Raw genomic sequence first — 21,184 nt, forward strand, 5'->3', positions numbered from 1 at the left:
ACGGAACTACCGGGCGATTTTGCCTGTTGCCCGCATCACGCGTGGGCAGCAGACCTCCGGTGGCTGAGCACGAGCTCGATCGCGCGCTCGGCGAGGGGAGTGGCGATGGCGCGGTCCTCGGCGACGAGCCCGGCGCGGGTACGACGGTCCAGCAGGTCGTCGACGTCGTGAGCGCCCTCGTGGGTGATCGCGAAGACCAGCTCGGCGAGCGTCACCGGGACGGCCGGTGACGCCGGGGTGAGGAGGTCGCCGTCCGCCAGTCCGGTGACCTCGCGGGAGGTGGCGAGCACCAGGCCTGCGTCGGCGCCGAAGCGCCGGACCAGGTGTTCGGGCGCAGTGGACGTGCCGACCGCGCCGAGCAGCGGCAGGCTCGCGGTCCGGCACGGCGCGTGCGTCAGCCCGAGCGCGTCGACGGTGTCCTGCGCCATCCGTCGGTAGGTCGTGAGCTTGCCGCCGACGACCGTCGTCACGCCGGTCGACGAGGTGAGGATGGCGTGGCGGCGTGACAGGTCGGCGGACTCGTCGGTCCCCTCGACCTCGAGCAGCGGTCGCAGCCCGGCGAAGGCCCCGACGACGTCGTCCCGCGTCGGCGGGACGGTGAACGCAGGTGCGACCACTCCCAGCAGGAAGTCGACCTCCTCCTCGCTCGGCGTCGGCACGTCGGGGACCGGACCTTCGACCGGCTCGTCGGTGAGCCCGACGTAGAGCCTGCCGTCGGGCTGGGGCAGCACCATCGCGAAGCGCGACGTCGACCCCGGGATCGGCACCATCACCGCGACGCGGGTGTGCGGCAGCGTCGAGCCGCGCAGCACCAGGTGGGTGCCGCGGCTCGGGCGCAGCCGGACCCGGTCGTCGAGGTCGCCGGCCCACACGCCGGTCGCGTTGACGACCGCCCGCGCGCGGACGTCGTACTGCTCCCCGGTGAGCTCGTCGCGCAGCGTCACCCCGGCCCCGGTCGCCGAGGTGACGCGGGCGCGCGTGCGCACCCGGGCGCCGTACGACGCCGCCGTGCGGGCCACCGTGACCACGAGCCGGGCGTCGTCCTCGAGCTGCCCGTCCCAGGCGAGCAGCCCGCCCCGCAGGGTGTCGGCGCGCATCGCCGGCGCGAGGCCGAGGGCCTCGGTGGCGTTGAGGCGGCGGGGCCGCGGGAGCGTGCGCGTGCTGGTGCGGGCGGCACGGCGGAGCACGTCGCCGGCCTGCAGGCCACCCCACGTCATCGCGGTGCGGCTGCGCGGCATCGCGTCGTTGAGCGGGGTGAGCATCGGCAGCGCGTGGACGAGGTGGGGCGCGGTGACCTGCATGAGGATGCCGCGCTCCACGGCGCTCTCCCGGGCGATCGCGAGCTGGCCCTGGGCGAGGTAGCGCAGGCCGCCGTGGACGAGCTTGGAGGACCAGCGCGACGTGCCGAAGGCGAGGTCGTGCGCGTCGACGGCGAGGACCGACAGCCCGCGGGTGACCGCGTCGAGGGCGACCCCGGCGCCGGTGATCCCGAGTCCGACGACCACGACGTCGACCTGCTCCGGGATCCCGGCGAGCCCGGGTGTGATGGTCCCCATCAGGGCTCCAGGGTCCGCGTGATGAGGCGGGAGTACTCCGCGTCGAGCTCCACGAAGCCGATCGTCCCGTCGGTCATCGTCTGCGCCGACAGCACGAAGCCGTGGCCCGCCAGGGTCAGCGCCCGCGCCATGAGGACGGAGTCGCCCTCGCGGATCGCGCCGGACTCCTGCCCGGTCTCGATCTCCGACGCCATGATCTCGACGAGCGCCTCCTGCGACCGGCCCCGGCGGGAGATCAGGTAGGGAAGCAGCAGGTCGGGGTCGAGCTCGACGATCCGGACGAACAGCTCGTTGTCGCGCAGCGCCCGGATCGTCGACACCGCCGCAGCGGCGATGCCGGACGGGGTGGTCGTGTCTGCCGCGGCGACCCGGGTCGCGGCGGCGATGCCGACCCACTCGCGCGTCATGAGGTCACCCAGCAGCGAGCCCATGTCGGACCAGGTGCGATAGATCGTCATCCGCGAGACCCCGGCCCGCCTGGCGACCTCGGTGAGGGTCGTGCGCCGCCAGCCGACGTCGAGGATGCACTCGCGCGCCGCGTCGAGGTACGCCGCGTGTCGCGGATCGGTCGCGTCGGACATCGTGTGACGAAGTGACGTCATGTGTCACACTGTAACGCATGACCTCCCAGACGCCCGTCGCCGAGATGCACCCGCAGCGCTGGGGTGCGCCCGAGAGCGCGACGGTCCTGCCCGACTCGGCGCGCGCTCTCGTCGACCTCGCCTTCGGCCTGCAGGACCACCCGGCCGTGGTGGGTGCGACGCCGCCGCCAGCGGCGCTCGACGACGACCTCCTCGGTGCACTCCGCGCGCTCGTCGGCGACGAGAACGTCCTCGTCGACGACGCGACGCGCGCCCTGCGCACGCGCGGAAAGTCGACGCCCGACCTCCTGCGGGCCCGTGCCGGGGACCTCACCGACGCACCGGACGCCGTGGTCCGGCCCGACGGGCACGACGAGGTCGCGGCGGTCCTCGCGTGGGCCGGCGAGCACCGCGTCGCGGTCGTCCCCTTCGGCGGTGGCACCTGCGTGACGGGGGGCCTCGCCGCCCGCCGCGACGGCTTCGCCGGGCTGGTCAGCCTCGACCTGGTCCGGATGAAGCGACTGCTGGCCGTCGACGAGGTCTCGATGACCGCGACCCTCGAGCCCGGCCTGCGCGGCCCGGAGGCCGAGGCGCTGCTGGCCGGGCACGGGGTGACCCTCGGCCACTACCCGCAGTCCTTCGAGCACGCCTCGATCGGCGGGTTCGCGGCGACCCGGTCGAGCGGCCAGTCGAGCGCGGGCTACGGCCGCTTCGACGCGATGGTCGTGGGGCTGGAGGCCGCGACCCCGACCGGCCCGCTCTCGCTCGGCTCGTCCCCGGCCAACGCCGCCGGCCCGGACCTGCGCCAGCTGCTGCTCGGGTCGGAGGGCGCCTTCGGCGTCATCACCTCCGTCACTGTCCGGGTCTGCAAGGCGCCCGCCGAGACGTCGTACGAGGGATGGCGCTGGCCGTCGTTCGCCGCCGGCTCCGACGCCATGCGCACCCTCGCCCAGGCGGGGCTGCTGCCGACGGTGATCCGCCTGTCCGACGAGTCGGAGACCGCGATCAACCTCGCCGACCCGTCGTCGATCGGCGGTGCGGGCGGAGGCTGCCTGATGATCACCGGCTACGAGGGCACGATTGAGCAGGTCGAGGCGCGGCGGGCGGCCGTCACCGCGGTCCTCACCGATCTCGGCGGCACGCCACTCGGCAACGAGCCGGGGCAGGCATGGGCGCACGGCCGGTTCGGAGCGCCCTACCTCCGCGACGCGCTCCTCGACCACGGCGTGCTCGTCGAGACGCTCGAGACCGCGACGTTCTGGTCCGGCCGGCAGCGCCTGTACGACGACGTGAGGGCCGCGCTGACCTCGTCGCTCGGCGAGGGATCACTGGTGCTGTGCCACGTCTCGCACGTCTACGAGACCGGCTGCTCGCTCTACTTCACCGTCGCCGCGCGCCAGGGCGACGACCCGATCGCGCAGTGGCAGGCCGCCAAGGCCGCGGCCAGCGACGCGATCGTCGCGGCCGGCGCGACCATCACCCACCACCACGCCGTCGGCACCGACCACCAGCCGTGGCTCGACCGGGAGATCGGCGAGGTCGGCGTCCGCGTGCTCCGCGCGGTCAAGGCCGAGCTCGACCCGGTGGGCATCCTCAACCCGGGCATCCTCATCCCCTGAACCCGGACCGCTGGTCGAGGTGCGAGGAGCGCCGGCGACGAGCCTCGAAACCAGTGCTCAGCGTGGTTTCGAGGCTCGCTGCGCTCGCACCTCATCCACCGAGGGTGCCGAAGGACCAGACCAGGAGCTCGGTCTCGACGTCCGCCGTGACCACGTGGCCCGGCTCGTCCTCGATGCGTACGGCGTCACCGGACCGCAGCGACAGCCCGTCGAGCGAGACCGCGCCGGTCGCCGCAAAGACGTGCTGGCGCGGCTCGTCGGGGAGGGTGACGGACGCACCGGGCGACAGCCTCGCGACGAGCAGCCGCGCGCCCGTCGTACCGATGGGGAGGCCGGAGCCGCCGGCGACCTCGACCAGCGCGGATCCCCGGGGCGGCGCCTCGCCCAGGACGTACGACGGCGACGCACCGGCAGCGGTCGGCGCGAGCCAGGCCTGGACGAACCGGCAGCGCCCGGACCCCGGGTCCGCGACCTCGCTGTGCCGGATGCCCGTGCCGGCGGACAGCACCTGGGCCCGACCGGCCTCGACCACGTGCCGCGCGCCCGTCGAGTCGGTGTGCACGAGGGCGCCCTCGAGCACCCACGTGACGATCTCCAGCTCGCTGTGCGGATGGTCGGGATAACCGGCGGCAGGGGAGAGCTCGTCGTCGTTGTGGCAGACCAGCGGACCGAAGCCGAGGTTGTCCGGGTCGTAGTGCTGACCGAAGGAGAAGGAGTGCCTCGTCACACGGCCCTCGGCGGTCGTCGACGACCTGTCCGAACCCGCGTACAAGGCCACCGCCATGCCGATATCTTCGCGGACGTGTCCCCCACACACGACTTCCCCCTGCTCCCACCGGGTTTCCGCTTCGGCACCAGCACGGCGAGCTACCAGGTCGAGGGAGCCGTGGCGGAGGACGGGCGCGGCCCGAGCATCTGGGACACCTTCGCCGCCGAGCCGGGACGCATCGCCGACGGCAGCAGCGGCGAGGTCGCGTGCGACCACTACCACCGCGTCGACGAGGACGTCGCGCTGATGAAGGAGCTCGGCACGGGCGGCTACCGCTTCTCGATCGCCTGGCCCCGCATCCAGCCGACCGGCCGGGGTCCGGCCAACGAGAAGGGCCTGGCGTTCTACGACCGGCTCATCGACACGCTGCTCGACAACGGGCAGCAGCCGATGGTGACGCTCTACCACTGGGACCTGCCCCAGGCGCTGGAGGACGACGGCGGCTGGCTCAACCGCGACACCGTCGACCGGTTCGCCGACTACGCCGCGATCGTCGGGGAGAGGTTCGCCGACCGCGTCGAGCACTGGATCCCGGTCAACGAGCCCAACGTGGCCTCGGTCCTCGGCTACGGGATGGGCACCCACGCGCCCGGCAAGGCGCTGCTCTTCGACTGCCTGCCAGCGGCCCACCACCTCCTCCTCGCCCACGGCCGCGCGGCCATCGAGCTGCGCAACGCGGGTGCGCAGTCGATCGGCTGCGCCAACAACCACGCCCCGATCTGGCCCGCCAGCGACGACGACGCCGACGTCGGGATGAGCAAGATCTTCGACGCGCTGTGGAACGGGATGTTCCTCGAGCCGATGCTGCTCGGCCGCTACCCCGCGGACCTGGTGCCGCTCTTCGACGAGATCACCCACGACGGCGACCTCGCGACGATCCGCCAGCCGCTCGACTTCTACGGCGTCAACTACTACAACCCGATGAAGGTCGCGGCCGCCGGCGAGGACTCGGAGGTCCCCTTCGAGTTCCTCGACGTCGTCGGCTACCCGACCACCGACTTCGGCTGGCCGATCGTGCCCGACGCGCTGCGCGAGTGGCTCGTCATGTTCCGCGCCCGCTTCCGCGCGGCGCTCCCACCGATCTACATCACCGAGTCGGGGTGCAGCTACAACACCGGGCCCGACGAGTTCGGGGTCGTCGACGACCAGGCCCGCATCGACTACCTGCGCAGCCACGTCAACGCGGTCTCCGAGGCGATCACCCGCGGCGTCGACGTACGCGGCTACTACTGCTGGTCGCTGATGGACAACTTCGAGTGGGCCGAGGGCTACACCCAGCGCTTCGGCCTGGTGCACGTCGACTACGACACGCTGGAGCGCACCCGGAAGAACTCCTTCCACTGGTACGCCGACCTCATCGCCGCCCAGCCGCAGCACCTCTGATCGCCCACCGCCGGGGTGTGGCAGATTGAGGCCGTGCCCAGGATCTCGGTGGTGGTGTGATGGCGACGCGCAGGCGCTCGGACGGCATGACGTGGACGGCACTCGTCGTGCTCCTCGCGGTCCTCGCCTTCCTCGGCTGGAACATCTGGACCTGGAACGACGCCCGCACCCCGCCCGACGGCGCGTCGGTCCGCTCGGCCACGGTCGACGACGTCACCGACCCGAGCCGTCCGCGGCCGGGGACCCGCAACCGCAACTTCCTCGTCGTGCAGTTCACCCTCGACGACGGCGAGCAGGGCGAGGCGCTCTACGAGCAGCGGTTCGCCGGGGGTGCCGGGAAGGGCGACACCATCGACGTCTACCGCGACGGCGACGAGTGGCGTACGACGTCCGAGCAGTCGCCGTGGGGCGCGATCGGCTCGGGCGCAGTGGCCGTCCTCGTGCTGCTGATGGTCGTCGGCTGGTTCCGCGTCCGACGTCGTACGGCGGACCGGCCGCCGCCCCCGCCGAGGGAGACCCTCCGGCGCGACGGGCCGGACGGCATCTGACGACGGTCCGCCCGGACGGGCCCTCCGATGCGTGTTTCGATCGTGCCCGACCGGGCATGTAGGGGCGCATGAACGGATTCGAGGTCGACCCCGACGCCCTCAAGGCCTCCGCGACGGTGGCGACCCGGCAGGACGACCACCTCGGCAACATCGACGCCTACATCGCGTCCGCGTGCTCCAGCTTCGGCGCCTTCAGCGGGGTGCTCAACCTGTTCCAAGGCAGCTACGAGTCGGCCGTCGCGACCGCGCGTGACGGGATGTCGGACTCGCGCAAGGTCGCCGCGAAGGTGCGCGACGCCTTCTCCGACTCGGCGCAGGACTACCTCGACACCGACCGCGAGGTCTACGAGTGGTTCAAGTCGAAGTTCGGCGACCTGGTGAGCTTCCCGCCCTACGACCCGCCCGGCAGCGGCCAGGACGTCCCCGGCGGTCCCCACCAGAACGCGCCGGGTGCCCAGCAGCCCGGCAAGGACGGTGACCCGTTCAAGCTGCCCGGCGCACCGTGGTGGGTCGACAAGCCGATCGACCAGCTCCCGCGCGACGACGACGCCAAGCTGCCGCCGTGGATGCGGCCCGAGGACGCGGTCAAGGACTACGGCAAGGACTGGTGGCGCCGGCTCTACGGCGACGAGTTCGACTACTACCGCTCGCTCGGCTACGACGACGACCAGGCCCTCGCGCTGGCCCGCGCCGACCGGCCCGACGCCCAGACGCAGGCCGACACGCGCAACTACGACGACATGCAGCAGCGGGCCTCCGACGCCTACGACCGGGCCTACACCGACGCGATCAACAACGGTGCGACGGACGCCGAGGCGCGCGAGGCCGGACGCGACGCGGGCAACCAGCAGTTCGCCGACGACTCCGCCGACCGCACCCGCCGCAACGAGGTCTCCGACACGGCGGGCACCTACTACGACGTCTACAACGAGGGCCGTGACGTGGTCAGCAACGTCCAGGACCTCGTCGACAACGCCCAGGAGATCGGCGACAACGCCGAGGACCTCGACCGCTACGACGACTACGAGTCCGGCGCCGAGGACGAGAGCGCACAGGAGTGGGCACGATGACGATCCAGGAACGTGTGAACGCCAGCTCTCAGGTGATGGGCGGCCCACCCGCCGGCACCGAGGGCCAGTACATCGAGGACAAGAAGGGCGAGTGCGGCCTGATCATCCCGGCGATCGACAGCGTCGTCAGCTCGATCACCGGGTGGTCGCTCCTCGAGGCGCTCTTCAAGCCGGTCGCCGGTGACTTCAACGCCGTCTCGTCGATGCAGCTGGCCTGGGGCAACGTCGGCGGCGCCTGCGGTGCGGTCGGCTCGAACTACGCCGGTCTCGCCGGCCAGCTGCCGTCGGTGTGGAAGGGCCCGGCCGGCACGGCGGCGCAGGGCCGGATGACCGACGTCGCGGAGATGCACGCCGACCAGCAGGAGGCTTCGGGCTACATCGCCGAGCAGCTCGGGCACGTCATCGAGGTCGGCAAGGCGACCCTCGACGTCCTGGTCATCGCCATCGACTTCATCGACGGGATCATCCAGGAGCTCATCATCTCGGCCCTCGCCGGGCCCATCGGCTGGTTGAAGGCCGGCGTCACCGCGCCCGGCAAGGCGCGCCGCGTCATCGAGCTCATCCACGACGGGCTGCGGGCCATCGAGAAGCTCACCCGCGCGGCGGAGGCGCTGCTCAAGGTGCTGCGCTACGTCAACGCCGGCCTCGGCGGCGCCAACGCCGTCCTCTCCTCGATCAGCACGGCCCAGCACGCCGACGCCGGCAACCGCACCGACGACTCCGCCGAGCAGGGGTTCTGACATGGCCCTCTCCGACGACCCGGCCCTGCAGGCGGCGCTCGCCGAGTCGCGGCAGCAGGCCCGCGAGGCCACCGCCTCCCTGCGCCAGCTGGCCGCCCACCTCAGCGCCGAGCGCGACAAGTTCAAGGCGCAGTCCGCCCGCCGCATCCAGGAGCTCCAGGCCGACGCCCGGCGCGGCGAGCTCGGTCCCGAGCAGGAGCGGCTGCAGCGGCGGGTCGACGCCGGTGAGACGACCTGGCGCGACATCGCGTCGGGCGCCGACGGCGACCCGAGCGCCGTGGTCGCCCGCGGCCACATGTCCGCGAGCTTCACCGCCCTGCGCGAGGAGCTCGAGCACGACCCCGCCTTCCAGGAGGCCGACGAGGCCGCCCGGGCTCAGCAGGAGCGGTCGACCCCGGAGCACTGAGCGCCACCGATAGGCTCACGACGTGACTAGTCGACGCGTGGTGTTCGTCGTCGGCTCGGGCCGCAGCGGCACGAGCACGATGGCCGGGACGCTGCGCACCCTCGGGCTGCACGTGCCGCAGCCGGAGGTCGTCGCCGACGCCACCAACCCGAAGGGGTTCGGCGAGCCGCGCTGGGTCGTGGACCTCCACACCGAGCTGCTCGCGCGCAGCAACGTGCAGGTCTCCGACGGCCGCCCGCGCGCCTGGCTCGACACCGGCACGACGAGCGGCGACCACGCCACCCGCGAGCGCGTCACCACCTGGCTCGAGGAGCAGCTCGAGGTCGGCGCCGAGCTCGTGATCAAGGACCCGCGCGCGTCGTGGTTCCTCGGCCTCTGGCGTGCGGCGGCCGACCGCTGCGACGCGACGTCGTCCTACGTCACGATGCTGCGGCCGGTCACCGAGGTCGTCGGCTCGAAGCAGACCTACTACGGACAGATGGGTGCCGGCTCCGACCAGGGTGCGATCACCCGCACCGCCGCCTGGATCAACATGATGCTGCACACCGAGCGCGCGACCCGGGGCCAGCAGCGGGCGTTCGTCCGCTACGGCGACCTCCTCGACGACTGGACCCAGCCGGTCTTCGCGCTCGGTGAGAAGTTCGACCTGAACGGCGTGAAGACCGCGATGGCCGTCGACATCGCCGAGGTGCACCGCTTCATCGACCCCTCGCTGCGCCGCGTGACGATGACGTGGGCCGACATCGGCGTGCCCGACCGGCTCCGCGAGCTCGCCGACGAGACCTGGCAGGCCCTCGACCAGCTGGCCACCGACGACACGGCGAAGACGCAGGAGTGGTGCGACCAGCTGCGCGTCGCCTACTCCGCGCAGTACGCCGAGGCCGAGGCGTTCGCCCACTCGACGGTCGTCGCCCAGCGTCGTACGGCCGCCGCCGCCGCGCGCCGCGAGGCTGCGGAGCGGCGGGGCGGATCGGGCGCCGAGCGGATCCCGCACGCCGTACGGGCGATGGTGCCGCCGGCCGCGCGGCAGCGGCTGCGCAAGGCGATCGGCCGTGAGCGACGTCCGGACCAGGGACCTGCTTGATGCCCGACATCGCCGCGCTGGAAGGGGATTCCGGCTACGACGTCACCTGGCCGTGGACCTCCGGTGAGCGCCTCGAGCCGGGGCTGACGTGCGTCTTCCGGGTCCGCAACGAGGCCCGAAACCTGCCGTGGGTGCTGCCGCCGATCTTCTCGGCGGTCGACCACGTGCTGCTGGTCGACAACGGCTCCGACGACGACACGTCCGGGGTCGCGAAGCGGGTCGCCGAGAAGTGCGGTGCAGCCGACCGGCTCACCGTCCTCGACTACCCGCACGCCGTCGCTCGCGCCGGGGGCGAGCACCTCGCGACCCCGGCGACGAGCGTCCACTCGCTCACCCACTTCTACAACTGGTGCTTCTCCCACGTCCGGACGACGTACTCGATGAAGTGGGACGGCGACATGGTGCTCACGCCTGAGGGCGCCGGCATCCTGCGCGACCTGTCGTGGCAGCTCCAGTCGACCCGCGCGATCGTCGCGATGCCGCGCCACCCGCTCACCGTCGTCAACGAGTCGACCGGCTGGCTCGACCTGTCGCTGCGGTTCCTCGAGCCGTGGGTCTACCCGATGGGACCGGACTTCACCTTCGTGAAGGCCTTCGACTGGGAGCTGCGCGAGTTCCCGCCCGGTGTCGAGCGGATCGTGCTGCAGCAGGGGTTGTGCGTCGAGGTGAAGTGGCTCGACGCCGACGAGTACGCCCACTGGCGGCGCGACGGCGTCGACTTCACCAACACCCGGCTCTACCGCAAGCTGCGCGAGTTCGAGGTGGACGAGGCGATCCGCAACGGCGATCCCGAGGCGCTCGGCGGCCTGGTCAAGGTCACGGCTCCTCCCGGCGTCCACGTCATCGACCACGTCAGCCGCGACTGGCTCTGGCGCCAGCCGCGCCCGCTCGTGAAGCACTCGCTGCCCACCTCCCTGAAGGAGCGGGTGCGGACATGACCCAGCACCCCCTCCACGACCTTCGGATGCCCGGCCCGACGCTGGTCCTGGTCGACGACTCCGACGGTCTCGCGCTCGACGCGCTGCGCGGGATCGAGGACGTGCCCGGCCTCGAGCCCACCGTCGTACCGCTGTCGGCGCTCGACGGCCCACGCAAGGGCTGGGGCTCGGTGCTCGTCGTGGCCGCCGACCGCGCGCGACTGCGCCGGATGGCGAGCGCCGTACCCCTCCTCGGGCAGTGCAAGGCCATCGCCTGCTGGCTGACCGACACCCCCACGCCGTGGGTGCTCGTGCCGCGACCGGAGTGGCCGCCGCTCGCGCACCTCGCCGCCCGCCCGGCCGGCGAGCGCGGCGTGCTCACGGTGGTCCGTTTCGGCTCGGGAGCCCGCGCCCAGCTCGTCGTGATGGAGATGGCACGTCAGGCCGCCGGCCCGGGCGACACCACCCACGGCGGTGTCGTGGTGGCGTACGCCGGTCGCCCCGCCGCTCCCGGCCTCGATGCCCGCAGCGTGCTGCTGCCCGACGTCGCCGGTGCGGGCGAGGCGTCGCGCGACGTGCCGCCGGACGTCGTCGTCGCCCGCCGCGCGGGTGCCGTCGACGCGCACCACGTGATCGACCGTGCCCCGACCGTCGTCACCGACCCCGGTCCCGAGCCGGTGGACGAGCGGGTCTTCAACCCGGTCGGGTTCCGCAAGGACTGGGACGCAGGGGTGGTCGCCCTCGCGGAGCTGTCGAGGGGTGGCCGCGGCCGGGTGACCGAGGCCGTCGTGGCTGCCGCCCGTGCCCACCAGGGCGTCCAGGTGACGGCCGACACCGCGACCCCGGACGTGCTCGCGCTGGCGGCCGCGGGCGTGCCGCTGGTCGGCGTCGACGCCGACCGGCTGGCCGAGCAGGGCCTCGCGCCCGCCCTCGCCGCCGCCCTCACCGCGACGGTCGACCTCGACGACGCGCTGCGTCGCGAGGAGCACAGCCTCGCGGTGCGGCGCGCCGCCTTCGACCACCACTCCACGCTGGCCTGGCGTTCGGCGCTCGCCGACCGTGCCGGCGTGCGCCACGTGGCGCTCCCCGCGGTCAGCGCGCTGCTCGCCACCAGGCGGCCCGAGATGCTCGACTTCGCGCTGCGGCAGGTCGCGAGGCAGCGGGGCGCGGAGGTCGAGCTGGTGCTGGCCGCGCACGGCTTCGAGCCCGACCGCGACGCCGTACGACATGCGCTCGGCGACCGGCCGCACCAGGTGCTCACCTTCGACGGCGGCGACTTCTTCGGCGACGTCCTCACCGCCGCGGCGCGCGCCGCGTCGAGCGAGGTGCTGCTCAAGATCGACGACGACGACTGGTACGCGCCCGACGCCGTCCACGACCTGCTGATGGCGCGTCGCTTCTCCGGCGCCGACGTCGTCGGGATGCCGTCGGAGTTCGTCTACCTCCACGCCAACGAGCACCGCGAGGACCTGACGGTGCGGCGCAACCACCCCTCGGAGGTCTTCGCCCGCTTCGTCGCCGGCGGCACGCTGCTCCTCGACCGCGGACTCCTCCGCTCGCTCGGAGACTTCCGCCGGGTGCGCAAGTTCGTCGACGCGCAGCTGCTGGCGGGCGTCGAGGCCGCGGGCGGCCGGATCTACCGCACGCACGGCCTCGGCTACATCCTGCGCCGCACCGGCGCGGGACACACCTGGCAGCGCGACGACGAGGAGTTCCGCCGGCCTGACATCGTGGCCTGCGAGTGGCCGGGCTTCCAGCCCAGCCTGGCGCTGGAGGTCGACCCGGTCGACCGGCCCGACGGGCCGGATCAACCTGGAGGGGGCGGGTAGTGCCTCGACAGCCCGTGGTGCGGCAGAACGACTGGGGTTCGCTGACCCCGCCGACGCTCGGCGCGTGGGAGCCGACGCTGTCGGTGACCGTCGTGGTGCCGACGTTCAACTACCAGCACACGCTGCCCTACGTCCTGGCCGGGCTCGCCGCCCAGTCCTACCCCTCGCACCTGCTCGAGGTGCTCGTCGTCGACGACCAGAGCTCGCCGGCGCAGGAGCTGCCGGAGGTCCGGCCGGACAACACGCGGCTGATCCGCGTCGAGGACGGCTGGGGTCGCGCCAACGCCTGCCACCTCGGCGCGCTGGCCGCGGAGGGCGACGTCCTGCACTGGTACGACGCCGACATGCTGGCCTACCGCGAGGAGGTCGAGGCGCACGCCCGCTGGCACCACCTCGTCGACTACGCCGTACCCGGTGGCGACAAGCGATTCGTCGACCCGACCCCGCTGCTCGACACGGACCCCGCCGTCGTGCGCGACCGGATCGCCACGGGCGAGGCCGCCGACCTCTTCCCCGGCCAGGCGCACGAGCCGCACCAGTGGGTCGAGGACTACTGGGCGAAGACCGACGACCTGCGCACCGCCGGCCCGCGCGCGCAGCGCTTCCACATCGGGATGACCGGCTCGGTGACGAAGGCGCTGTACTTCGACTCCGACGGCTTCGACCGCACGCTGCGGCTCGGCGAGGACATGCACCTCGGCCACTCCCTCGCCCAGGCCGGCGGCGTATTCGTCGTCGACCGCGAGGCGCGCAGCTGGCACCTCGGTCGCTCGCAGGTGCTGCGTCGTGCCGAGCAGGTCAACCGCTACAACGACCCTTACCTCGCCGACCTCGTGCCGACGATGCGGCCCAAGCGCAACAAGCGCGGCCGGACCTACCAGGTCCCCTACCTCGAGGTCGTCGTGCCGGCCGGTCCGGCCGACGACACGATCCGCGTCGTCGACTCGCTGCTCGACGGCGACGTCCCCGACCTGCGCGTGACGGTCGTCGGGCCGTGGGAGTCGGTGCACGAGGACCGCGTGCAACCCGTCGAGGACCCTGTGCTCGAGACCCGGCTCGTGCACCGGTCCTACCTCCACGACCCGCGCGTGCGCCTCGCCACGTCGGCGCCGCCCGTCTCGGACGCCGAGCACCTGCTGACCCTGCCCGACGTCTCGATGGCCCCGCTCCGCCACGCGCTGCCCCCGCTCCTCGACGACCTCGAGCGCACCCACCACGGCGCCCGCCTGCTGTCGTACGACTCGGGGGCGGTGGCGCGCCTCGAGCGGACCTCCGCCCTGGCCCGGGTCGCCCGGGTCGCCGCCGGCGGCGACGACCACGAGGCCCTCCTCGAGGAGTCGTTCGGCACCAAGACGTACCCCGCCGCAGCCGTCGGCTGGGTGCCGACGCACGAGCGCGAGGTCGAGCGCTTCACCCTGCCCGCCCGTCCCCCGATGGACCCGGAGAAGTCCGAGCACCGGATGGTCAAGGCGTTCCGCAAGGCCGCCGTCCTCCCCACCCCGGACGAGCAGCCACCCGACGACCAGCCCGACGAGGGCAAGCGCGGCCTGTTCGGCCGCCGCCGCTGACGCCACCCTCGGTGGTTGAGGTGCGAGCGCACTCCCTCGGTGGTTGAGGTGCGAGCGCGTCTCCCTCGGTGGTTGAGGTGCGAGCGCGTCTCCCTCGGTGGTTGAGGTGCGAGCGCGTCTCTCTTGGTGGTTGAGGTGCGAGCGCAGCGAGCCTCGAAACCACTGTCCACAGGTGCGGTCAACCATCTCGCAAGGTCGCGACCGCGCGACGACGATCGAGGCATGCCCTTCGTCTACATGCTCCGCTGCTCGGACGGCTCCTACTACGTCGGCAGCACCCGCAACCTGGAGAGGCGGCTCTTCCAGCACAACCACGCGGTCGAGGACGCGTGTGTCTACACGCGGTCGCGCCGCCCGGTGGAGCTCGTCTGGCACGGCGAGGTCGAGAACGTCGCGCTCGCCTTCGGCTCGAGAAGCAGATCCAGGGCTGGGGACGGAGGAAGCGGGACGCCCTGATCCGTGGGGACTTCTAGCTGCTGCCGGATCTCGCGTCGCGTCGTGGTGGCCGACCGCGGGAGGGCTGACGGCGCGATCCATCGCAGGTTTCGAGGCTCGTCGCTGGCGCTCCTCGCACCTCAACCAGCGATGGGGTCGCTGGCGCTCCTCGCACCTCAACCAGCGATGAGGTCGCTGGCGCTCCTCGCACCTCAACCAGCGATGGGGTCGCTGGCGCTCCTCGCACCTCAACCAGCGATGGGGTCGCTGGCGCTGTTCGCACCTCAACCAGCGATGCAGCCGCTCAGTCGTTGCCGAAGAGGTCGCGGGTGTAGACCTTGTCGGCCACGTCGCGGAGCTCCTCGACCATGCGGTTGGCGACGATGAGGTCGGCGCGCTGCTTGAAGGACGCCAGGTCGCTGGTGACCTCCGAGCCGAACCAGGTGTCGGCGCCGAGCTCGGGCTCGTAGACGACGACCTCGACGCCCTTGGCCTTGATCCGCTTCATGATCCCCTGCACCGAGGACTCGCGGAAGTTGTCCGAGCCGGCCTTCATGATCAGCCGGTGGATGCCGACGACGCGCGGTGCGCGGTCGAGGATGTCGAAGGCGATGAAGTCCTTGCGGGTCGTGTTGGCCTCGACGATCGCGGAGATCAGCGTCTGCGGTACGTCGGAGTAGTTGGCGAGCAGCTGCTTGGTGTCCTTGGGCAGGCAGTAGCCGCCGTAGCCGAAGGACGGGTTGTTGTAGTGGGTGCCGATCCGCGGATCGAGCCCGACGCCGTCGATGATGTGGCGGCTGTCGAGCCCGCGCGCCATCGCGAAGGAGTCCAGCTCGTTGAAGTAGGCCACGCGCATCGCGAGGTAGGTGTTGGCGAACAGCTTGATCGCCTCGGCCTCGGTGGGCTGGGTGAAGAGGACCGGTACGTCGTCGGCGTCCGCGCCCTTGAGCAGCAGGTCGGCGAAGGCCCGCGCCTGCTCGGTGTCCTCGCCCACGACGATGCGGGCGGGGTGGAGGTTGTCGTGCAGCGCCCGGCCCTCGCGGAGGAACTCGGGGGAGAAGAGGACGTTGTTGGTGCCGAGCCTCCGGCGTACGTCCTCGATGTACCCGACGGGGACGGTCGACTTCACGACCATCGTCGCCTCCGGCGCGATCCGGATGACGTCGCGCATCACCTGCTCGATCGAGCTGGTGTCGAAGTAGTTCGTCACCGGGTCGTAGTTGGTCGGCGTCGCGATGATGACGAAGTCGGCGCCGGTGTGGGCCTCCTCGGCGTCGAGCGTGAACGCGAGGTCGAGGTCCTCCTCGGCCAGGAAGCGTGAGATGTCGTCGTCGTGGATCGGGCTCTCGCCGCGACGCAGGCGCTCGATGCGAGGCGCGTCGAGGTCGAGGCCGACGACCGTGTTGTGGCGGGCCAGCAGCACCGCCATGGACAGCCCGACGTAGCCGAGCCCGGCGACGGAGATCTTCGCAGTCACGCTGCCAGTCTGCCGCACCTCGGCGTCACGGGACGGCCGGGGACGTCATGCGGGGCGGATGGGAGGACCCTCCCCGCATGACGCCGTCTGCCCCCCGGTCCGGTCAGCTCCGGTCGCTGGAGTCGCCGGTCACGACGACGTAGAAGCGCTTCCGCGTGCCGTCGGTGGTGAAGCTGCCGTCGCTGTTGCGCGGGCTCACGACCAGGTGGTTGGTGTTGCCGGTGCCGGGAGGCGCACAGTTCACGACGCCGGGCTGGCACATCGCGGCCGTGACCTCGCCGGAGAACTCCGGGTTCACGTCGGCGCCGCCGTTCGCGGTGGAACGGCCGGTGGTGATGCCGTCGCCGTTCTGGTCGACCGTGTTCTGCAGGGCGATCGTGGCGATGATGCCGTTGTTGGTGAGGTTCTCGCCGGCGTTGATGTAGACGTTGCCGTTGGCGCGGAGCGAGTTGTCGGCCGGCAGCACCGCGGTGTTGGGCAGCGTCGGGTAGGCGGCGGTCACCGTGAAGCCACCGGACTGCGCGATGATCGCGCCCGTCGCGTCGACGAGTGCCCAGCGACCGACACCGGCGGGGCCCGCGGGCCCGGCCTTGAGGACGCCGGGCCTGAAGTCGCGCTCCTTGAGCGAGCCGTTGCGGATCTTGTTGGACCCGATCGAGTCGCCCTTGATGTCGCGACCCTTGAGCGAGCCGTCCTTGACGTCCTTGCTCTGGATCGAGTTGTTCTTGATGTCGTCCGACCCGATCAGCCCGGCGGCGTACGACGTACCGGTCGAGGCCACGAGCAGGGCCATGACCGAGACGGCCATGGACGGGGACGGGCGGCGGATGCTGGGGAGGCGCATGGGATCGAACCCTTCGTCGGCAACGTCGCCGGGACCGGCGACTTGCCCTTGGATTCGGCGTGACCCGGGTCACGGATGTCCGACTTAAGGATGAAACGCGGTTGGAGCGCGCTGGCAGGGTGGGGAGATGGGGATCATGAAGAAGGCCGGAGCGTTCGCCGTCGCCAAGAAGGTCTACGACGAGGCGCGCAAGCCGCAGAACCAGGCGCGGATCAAGAGCGCGGTGCGCAAGGTCCAGGAGCGTCGCCAGCGTCCGCGCTGATCACCCGCGCTGATCACCGGCGACGGCGCCGGGGCAGCTGCGTCCAGGCGAAGCCGGCCAGTCCGACGAGCACCGGCCAGAGCGCGAGCCGCTCGAGCGCCCCGGCCGCGCCATCGTCGCCGGAGACGATGAACCCGACGGCCGCGGCTGCCGTGACTGCACCCGTCGCGAGGAGCGCCTTCGACGACCGCGGTCGTTGCTGGCGGACCCGCCACCCGAGCAGCAGCAGCGCAAGCGGCTGGCCGACGAACAGCGGCGTCGCGGCGATCGCGTGCAGCGTGGCGTCCTGGTCGAGCGGCGCCAGCCCAGTGGCGTACGAGCTCACGCCCGACACCACGAGCAGTCCCGTCACCCACGGGCCGAGCGGCTTCGCCATCAGCAGCGCGCCGCCGGCGAGGAGCATCCCGTAGGCCATGAAGGACCCGTTCATCACCTCGTGCCAAGGCGAGCAGTACGCCGCCGTGCACCCCACCTCGCCCAGCTTGCTGACCGAGTCGGACATGAAGCTGTAGCCGCCCGTCGTCGCGGCGGCGGTGACGACCTCGGTCGCGATGTACGTCGGTCGCAGCAGGAAGGCGATCGCGCCGAGCCGCGCGGCACGGGTGGGGAGGTCGGTCACGGGCCCACCGTGGCACATTGGGCGGCATGGACCTCGAACGCTTCGTCGACGCGCAGGCCGGGACCTACGACCAGGCGCTCGGCGAGCTCCGACGAGGCCGCAAGTCGAGCCACTGGATGTGGTGGGTCTTCCCGCAGGTGGCGGGGCTGGGCATGAGCAGCACCTCGCAGCAGTACGCCGTCCGCGACCTCGCCGAGGCCACGGCGTACCTCCGGCACGACGTCCTGGGTCCGCGGCTGCTCGAGTGCTGTCGGGCGCTCCTCGACCTCGAGGACGTCACCGCGGAGCAGGTCCTGGGGTCGATCGACGCGGTCAAGCTGCGCTCGTCGATGACGCTCTTCGCCCACGCCGACCCGTCGGAACCGGTCTTCCGCGAGGTGCTCGAGAGGTTCTACGGCGGTGAGGAGGACGGGCGGACCGTCGCGCTCCTGGAGTGAGGGTCGGGTGGTGCGGTCCCACCGCAAGGGGTGGTCGGACCGTTGTGGTGCGGGCGCGTGCGGCGTACGACTGGGACATGACCACGACACCGATGGAGCCCGAGTCCGACCCCGAGATCGTGCCGTCCGGCGACCCGGCGGTGAACCCCGTCAAGCCCGGTGAGGCACCGGACCCACCGGAGCCGCAGGCGGACCCGCAGACCCGGCCCGACAGCGGTCTGTAGGTCGCTGGTCGTCGTGCCTATGCTCGCTCCATGACGATCCAGCAGACCGCCGAGCTCACCCACGCAGCGATGCTCGGCCTCGGCGTCCACCGGCCCGAGCGGGTCGTCACCAACGACGAGATCTGTGAGGTGCTGGACTCCTCCGACGAGTGGATCCAGACGCGCTCGGGCATCCGGACGCGCCGGTTCGCCGCCGAGGGCGAGACGCTGATCGGCATGTCGGTCAGCGCGTCGCAGAAGGCGCTGGTGGCGGCCGGCGTCGACGCGAACCAGATCGGATGCGTGATCGTCGCGACGTCCACCCACCCCGAGCACACGCCCGCCTCGGCACCGCAGGTCGCGACCGCGCTCGGCATCACCGCGGCCGCCTTCGACATCTCGGCAGGCTGCGCCGGCTTCTGCCACGCACTCAACCTCGCGGCGTCGATGGTGCGCTCGGGCGCCGAGTCGCACGTGCTCGTCGTCGGCGTCGAGCAGCTGAGCCGCTTCATGGACCCGACCGACCGTGGCACCGCGTTCATCTTCGCCGACGGAGCTGGCGCGGTCGTCGTCGGACCGTCCGACGCCGCCGGCATCGGTCCGACCGCATGGGGCTCCGACGGCTCGCAGGCGCACGTGATCACCCAGACCCCGAGCTGCCTGGGCGGTCACGCTGGGCGCGAGGGCCTCGACCACCCGGTCGTGCAGATGGAGGGCACCGCGGTCTTCCGCTGGGCGCCGTTCGCCATGGCGAAGGTCGCGCACGAGGCGCTCGGGCTGGCCGGCATCGGCGTCGAGGACCTCGACGCGTTCATCCCGCACCAGGCCAACCTGCGGATCACCCAGACGCTCGCGAAGAACATCGGCCTTCCCGACTCGGTCGCGATCGCGACCGACGTCGTCGACTCCGGCAACACCTCGGCGGCCTCCGTGCCACTGGCGATCGAGGCGATGATCCGGCACGACGAGGCCGCCCCGGGCGACACCGCCCTGCTGATCGCGTTCGGTGCCGGCCTCAGCTACGCCGGCCAGGTCGTGACGCTGCCCCGGCTCGGGTGAGTCGTCAGCGCGCGCTCCGCGCCTCCAGCACGGACCGCACCAAGGCCATGCCCAGTGCCTCCGCCTCGTCGAGGGTGAACGTCACGGACTCGCCGAGCTCACCGCGGTAGACCTCGACGGTCGGCGTGTGCGAGCCCGGGTTGCGCCGGAGGTAGAGGTGGACGGTCTCGCGGGCCCACTGGTCCTCGGCGACCTCCACGAGCGGGCGGCGGGTCAGCTCGACGTCGACGGTGGTGCCGCGACAGACCTGGTCCTCGGGGAACGGGGCGTCGGTGTGGCCGGTGCCGTCGATGCACCAGCTCGCGCAGGTGACGGGCGGCAGCCCGGTGGAGGGCGGCGTGTCACCGGTCGGTGCGATGAGGGTCATGGATGGCCTTTCGAGCGTCCCCGGAGAATGACGGGTTCTCGGCATTCAACGCCGGAAGTACCCGGCAGGACACGGCTGCATACCCCTCGGGGTGAGGCCCCCGTCACGTGCCGGGGCGGGCGAGACGGTCGGCGACGACGGACCACACGTCCGGGTCGACGCCCATCCCGATGTGGGTCGACGACACCTCGACGTGCTCGGCACCGGACGTGCGGTGGTCGATGCACGCCTGCCACGCCACGATGCCGTCGCGCCGCGAGAACATGACCGTCAGGGGCACGGAGATCGGGGACCTCGCGTCGAGCCGCCGCGCCACTGTCTCCGAGGCGGCGTCGACGCCCCCGCTGCGTCCGTACGCACGGCCGATCGAGGTGTACGCCGCCCCGCCGGCGACCGGCGTGCCGTAGGTGACGACCCGGCGCACGGCCTCCGGATGACGGCGCGCGACCTCCCGTGCGATCACCCCGCCGAGGCTCCAGCCGACCAGCGACGCGGGGCGTCCGGCCTCGTCCACGAGGTCGAGCAGGCGGGCCGACAGCCGCTCGACGTCGCGCCTCGGGTCGCCGGTGTTGGTGCCGAAGCCCCAGCCGCTGGCGTCGTACCCGAGGAGGCGGAGGTAGCGCCGCAGGGGAGCGCCGGAGAGCTCGGGTGCGCGCCACCCGGGGATGTCGACGACGAGGTGGCCGTCGCCGCGAGGTGCCGCGGCGAGGCGGGGAAGTGCGCCGACCAGACGGGCGGCGGCCAGCGGCGAGGCCAGCTCGCCGAGCGTCGCCCAGGTCGGCGGGGGTCCGGCCGGGGCGGCCAGCGCGTCCACGTCGTCGGCGGCGCGGGCGCGCGACCGGAGGCCGGTGAGTGCGAGCAGCGGGGTGCGCATGGGTCGACCGTACGGGCGGGGCTGACTGGATCAGTCGCCGCGGAGGCGCGAGTACGCGTGCTGCAGGGTGTCGGAGCCGGCGACCACCGTCATGACGGCTGCCAGCGCCCGCGTCGGCCCCGGCGCCGCGACGAGCCCGGCGACGTACGCCGTCCCGACCCACACCCCGAGGCAGAACGGGCAGGTCAGCAGCTCGCCGACGGTGTGGCGCAGTCCGTGGTCCCCGCGCGCGCTCTCGACGTGCTCGCCGGAGCCGGCGGGCGCGTCGAAGGTCGTGAAGGGCGCGCGGAGCGGGCTGGTGACCGACGCCCTGCTCAGCAGCCGCGTCAGCTTGTGGGTCGCCACCCCGCCCACCACGAGGTCCCGGGTCGAGTAGGTCCGAGGCAGCTGGCGGCCGGTGACGCGGGCGGCGATCAGGAGGAAGCCGACACCCGCGGCGTACGTCACCAGGCTGCCGGCGTACCCACCGAGGTTGACGTCGTCGCCCGTGTCGTAGGCGGACGGGTCGTGGAGGAGGGAGGGCATGCGGCTCCGTAC

The 21,184-nt window shown here is 72.3% G+C and carries 24 protein-coding genes; 15 read left to right on the top strand and 9 right to left on the bottom strand.

The window, feature by feature from the left end:
* Window positions 1–35 precede the first annotated feature (35 nt).
* Complete coding sequence (locus tag L2K70_RS13350; protein WP_236402643.1) at window positions 36–1,556, bottom strand: glycerol-3-phosphate dehydrogenase/oxidase; 1,521 nt, start codon at window positions 1,554–1,556, stop codon at window positions 36–38.
* A complete protein-coding gene (locus L2K70_RS13355) occupies window positions 1,556–2,158 on the bottom strand; it encodes a TetR/AcrR family transcriptional regulator (protein ID WP_236402644.1) in 603 nt (200 codons plus the stop codon). The genes L2K70_RS13350 and L2K70_RS13355 overlap by 1 nt, the downstream gene beginning before the upstream one ends.
* Window positions 2,159–2,175: 17 nt before the next feature.
* On the opposite strand from L2K70_RS13355, the gene L2K70_RS13360 reads away from it, so the two are divergent.
* Entirely contained in the window at window positions 2,176–3,756 is a 1,581-nt protein-coding gene (locus tag L2K70_RS13360; protein ID WP_236402645.1) for an FAD-binding oxidoreductase, read from the top strand.
* A 91-nt stretch (window positions 3,757–3,847) separates the two neighbouring features.
* On the opposite strand, the gene L2K70_RS13365 is transcribed toward L2K70_RS13360, so the two are convergent.
* A complete protein-coding gene (locus L2K70_RS13365) occupies window positions 3,848–4,540 on the bottom strand; it encodes a pirin family protein (protein WP_236402646.1) in 693 nt (230 codons plus the stop codon).
* Window positions 4,541–4,558: 18 nt separating this feature from the next.
* Between L2K70_RS13365 and L2K70_RS13370 the strand changes: the two genes are divergently transcribed.
* The 10 genes from L2K70_RS13370 (at window position 4,559) to L2K70_RS13415 (ending at window position 14,526) form a co-directional block, all read left to right on the top strand.
* Entirely contained in the window at window positions 4,559–5,908 is a 1,350-nt protein-coding gene (locus L2K70_RS13370) for a GH1 family beta-glucosidase (RefSeq protein WP_236402647.1), read from the top strand.
* A gap of 59 nt (window positions 5,909–5,967) precedes the next feature.
* The gene (locus L2K70_RS13375; protein ID WP_236402648.1) at window positions 5,968–6,456 is read left to right on the top strand and encodes a hypothetical protein; all 489 of its coding nucleotides are present in this window, start codon (window positions 5,968–5,970) and stop codon (window positions 6,454–6,456) included.
* A gap of 68 nt (window positions 6,457–6,524) precedes the next feature.
* On the top strand, window positions 6,525–7,526 hold the full coding sequence (locus L2K70_RS13380) for a hypothetical protein (RefSeq protein ID WP_236402649.1): 1,002 nt from the start codon (window positions 6,525–6,527) through the stop codon (window positions 7,524–7,526).
* Window positions 7,523–8,266, top strand: coding sequence for a hypothetical protein (locus tag L2K70_RS13385; RefSeq protein ID WP_236402650.1), 744 nt, complete (start codon window positions 7,523–7,525; stop codon window positions 8,264–8,266). The genes L2K70_RS13380 and L2K70_RS13385 overlap by 4 nt, the downstream gene beginning before the upstream one ends.
* 1 nt (window position 8,267) lies before the next feature.
* Window positions 8,268–8,672, top strand: a complete 405-nt coding sequence (locus L2K70_RS13390) for a hypothetical protein (RefSeq protein WP_236402651.1) — start codon at window positions 8,268–8,270, stop codon at window positions 8,670–8,672.
* Between the two features lie 22 nt (window positions 8,673–8,694).
* A complete protein-coding gene (locus L2K70_RS13395) occupies window positions 8,695–9,756 on the top strand; it encodes a sulfotransferase family protein (RefSeq protein WP_236402652.1) in 1,062 nt (353 codons plus the stop codon).
* The gene (locus L2K70_RS13400; protein WP_236402653.1) at window positions 9,756–10,694 is read left to right on the top strand and encodes a glycosyltransferase family protein; all 939 of its coding nucleotides are present in this window, start codon (window positions 9,756–9,758) and stop codon (window positions 10,692–10,694) included. The genes L2K70_RS13395 and L2K70_RS13400 overlap by 1 nt, the downstream gene beginning before the upstream one ends.
* Window positions 10,691–12,502 carry a glycosyltransferase family protein gene (locus tag L2K70_RS13405; RefSeq protein ID WP_236402654.1) on the top strand — a complete coding sequence of 604 codons (1,812 nt, stop codon included), beginning with the start codon at window positions 10,691–10,693 and terminating at the stop codon, window positions 12,500–12,502. Before L2K70_RS13400 ends, L2K70_RS13405 begins: the two co-directional genes overlap by 4 nt.
* Window positions 12,502–14,070 (top strand): glycosyltransferase family 2 protein, encoded by a 1,569-nt coding sequence (locus L2K70_RS13410; protein WP_236402655.1) that lies wholly within the window; start codon window positions 12,502–12,504, stop codon window positions 14,068–14,070. Before L2K70_RS13405 ends, L2K70_RS13410 begins: the two co-directional genes overlap by 1 nt.
* Window positions 14,071–14,292: 222 nt before the next feature.
* The gene (locus L2K70_RS13415; protein WP_236402656.1) at window positions 14,293–14,526 is read left to right on the top strand and encodes a GIY-YIG nuclease family protein; all 234 of its coding nucleotides are present in this window, start codon (window positions 14,293–14,295) and stop codon (window positions 14,524–14,526) included.
* A 283-nt stretch (window positions 14,527–14,809) separates the two neighbouring features.
* Here L2K70_RS13415 and L2K70_RS13420 read toward each other — a convergent pair whose 3' ends face one another.
* Window positions 14,810–15,982 carry a nucleotide sugar dehydrogenase gene (locus tag L2K70_RS13420; RefSeq protein WP_308195814.1) on the bottom strand — a complete coding sequence of 391 codons (1,173 nt, stop codon included), beginning with the start codon at window positions 15,980–15,982 and terminating at the stop codon, window positions 14,810–14,812.
* A gap of 103 nt (window positions 15,983–16,085) precedes the next feature.
* A complete protein-coding gene (locus L2K70_RS13425) occupies window positions 16,086–16,826 on the bottom strand; it encodes a hypothetical protein (RefSeq protein ID WP_236402657.1) in 741 nt (246 codons plus the stop codon).
* Between the two features lie 127 nt (window positions 16,827–16,953).
* Between L2K70_RS13425 and L2K70_RS21230 the strand changes: the two genes are divergently transcribed.
* The gene (locus L2K70_RS21230; RefSeq protein ID WP_268930502.1) at window positions 16,954–17,088 is read left to right on the top strand and encodes a hypothetical protein; all 135 of its coding nucleotides are present in this window, start codon (window positions 16,954–16,956) and stop codon (window positions 17,086–17,088) included.
* A gap of 13 nt (window positions 17,089–17,101) precedes the next feature.
* Here L2K70_RS21230 and L2K70_RS13430 read toward each other — a convergent pair whose 3' ends face one another.
* A complete protein-coding gene (locus L2K70_RS13430) occupies window positions 17,102–17,707 on the bottom strand; it encodes a DUF998 domain-containing protein (protein ID WP_236402658.1) in 606 nt (201 codons plus the stop codon).
* A gap of 26 nt (window positions 17,708–17,733) precedes the next feature.
* Here L2K70_RS13430 and L2K70_RS13435 point away from each other — a divergent pair, with 26 nt between their 5' ends.
* From L2K70_RS13435 to L2K70_RS13445, 3 genes are all read left to right on the top strand, one after another.
* The gene (locus tag L2K70_RS13435; protein WP_236402659.1) at window positions 17,734–18,144 is read left to right on the top strand and encodes a DUF1810 domain-containing protein; all 411 of its coding nucleotides are present in this window, start codon (window positions 17,734–17,736) and stop codon (window positions 18,142–18,144) included.
* A gap of 77 nt (window positions 18,145–18,221) precedes the next feature.
* Complete coding sequence (locus tag L2K70_RS13440; RefSeq protein WP_236402660.1) at window positions 18,222–18,368, top strand: hypothetical protein; 147 nt, start codon at window positions 18,222–18,224, stop codon at window positions 18,366–18,368.
* 30 nt (window positions 18,369–18,398) lie between these two features.
* Window positions 18,399–19,406 carry a beta-ketoacyl-ACP synthase III gene (locus tag L2K70_RS13445; protein ID WP_236402661.1) on the top strand — a complete coding sequence of 336 codons (1,008 nt, stop codon included), beginning with the start codon at window positions 18,399–18,401 and terminating at the stop codon, window positions 19,404–19,406.
* Between the two features lie 4 nt (window positions 19,407–19,410).
* Here the strand turns inward: L2K70_RS13445 and L2K70_RS13450 are convergent, their stop codons facing one another.
* The 3 genes from L2K70_RS13450 to L2K70_RS13460 all read right to left on the bottom strand — a co-directional run bounded on the left by L2K70_RS13450 (window position 19,411) and on the right by L2K70_RS13460 (window position 21,172).
* Window positions 19,411–19,773, bottom strand: coding sequence for a DUF6907 domain-containing protein (locus L2K70_RS13450; protein WP_236402662.1), 363 nt, complete (start codon window positions 19,771–19,773; stop codon window positions 19,411–19,413).
* Between the two features lie 103 nt (window positions 19,774–19,876).
* Window positions 19,877–20,647 (bottom strand): alpha/beta fold hydrolase, encoded by a 771-nt coding sequence (locus L2K70_RS13455; protein WP_236402663.1) that lies wholly within the window; start codon window positions 20,645–20,647, stop codon window positions 19,877–19,879.
* Window positions 20,648–20,677: 30 nt separating this feature from the next.
* Window positions 20,678–21,172 carry a DUF1360 domain-containing protein gene (locus tag L2K70_RS13460; RefSeq protein WP_236402664.1) on the bottom strand — a complete coding sequence of 165 codons (495 nt, stop codon included), beginning with the start codon at window positions 21,170–21,172 and terminating at the stop codon, window positions 20,678–20,680.
* Window positions 21,173–21,184 lie beyond the last annotated feature (12 nt).

Source organism: Nocardioides potassii, from assembly GCF_021648885.1.
Lineage (GTDB): Bacteria > Actinomycetota > Actinomycetes > Propionibacteriales > Nocardioidaceae > Nocardioides > Nocardioides potassii.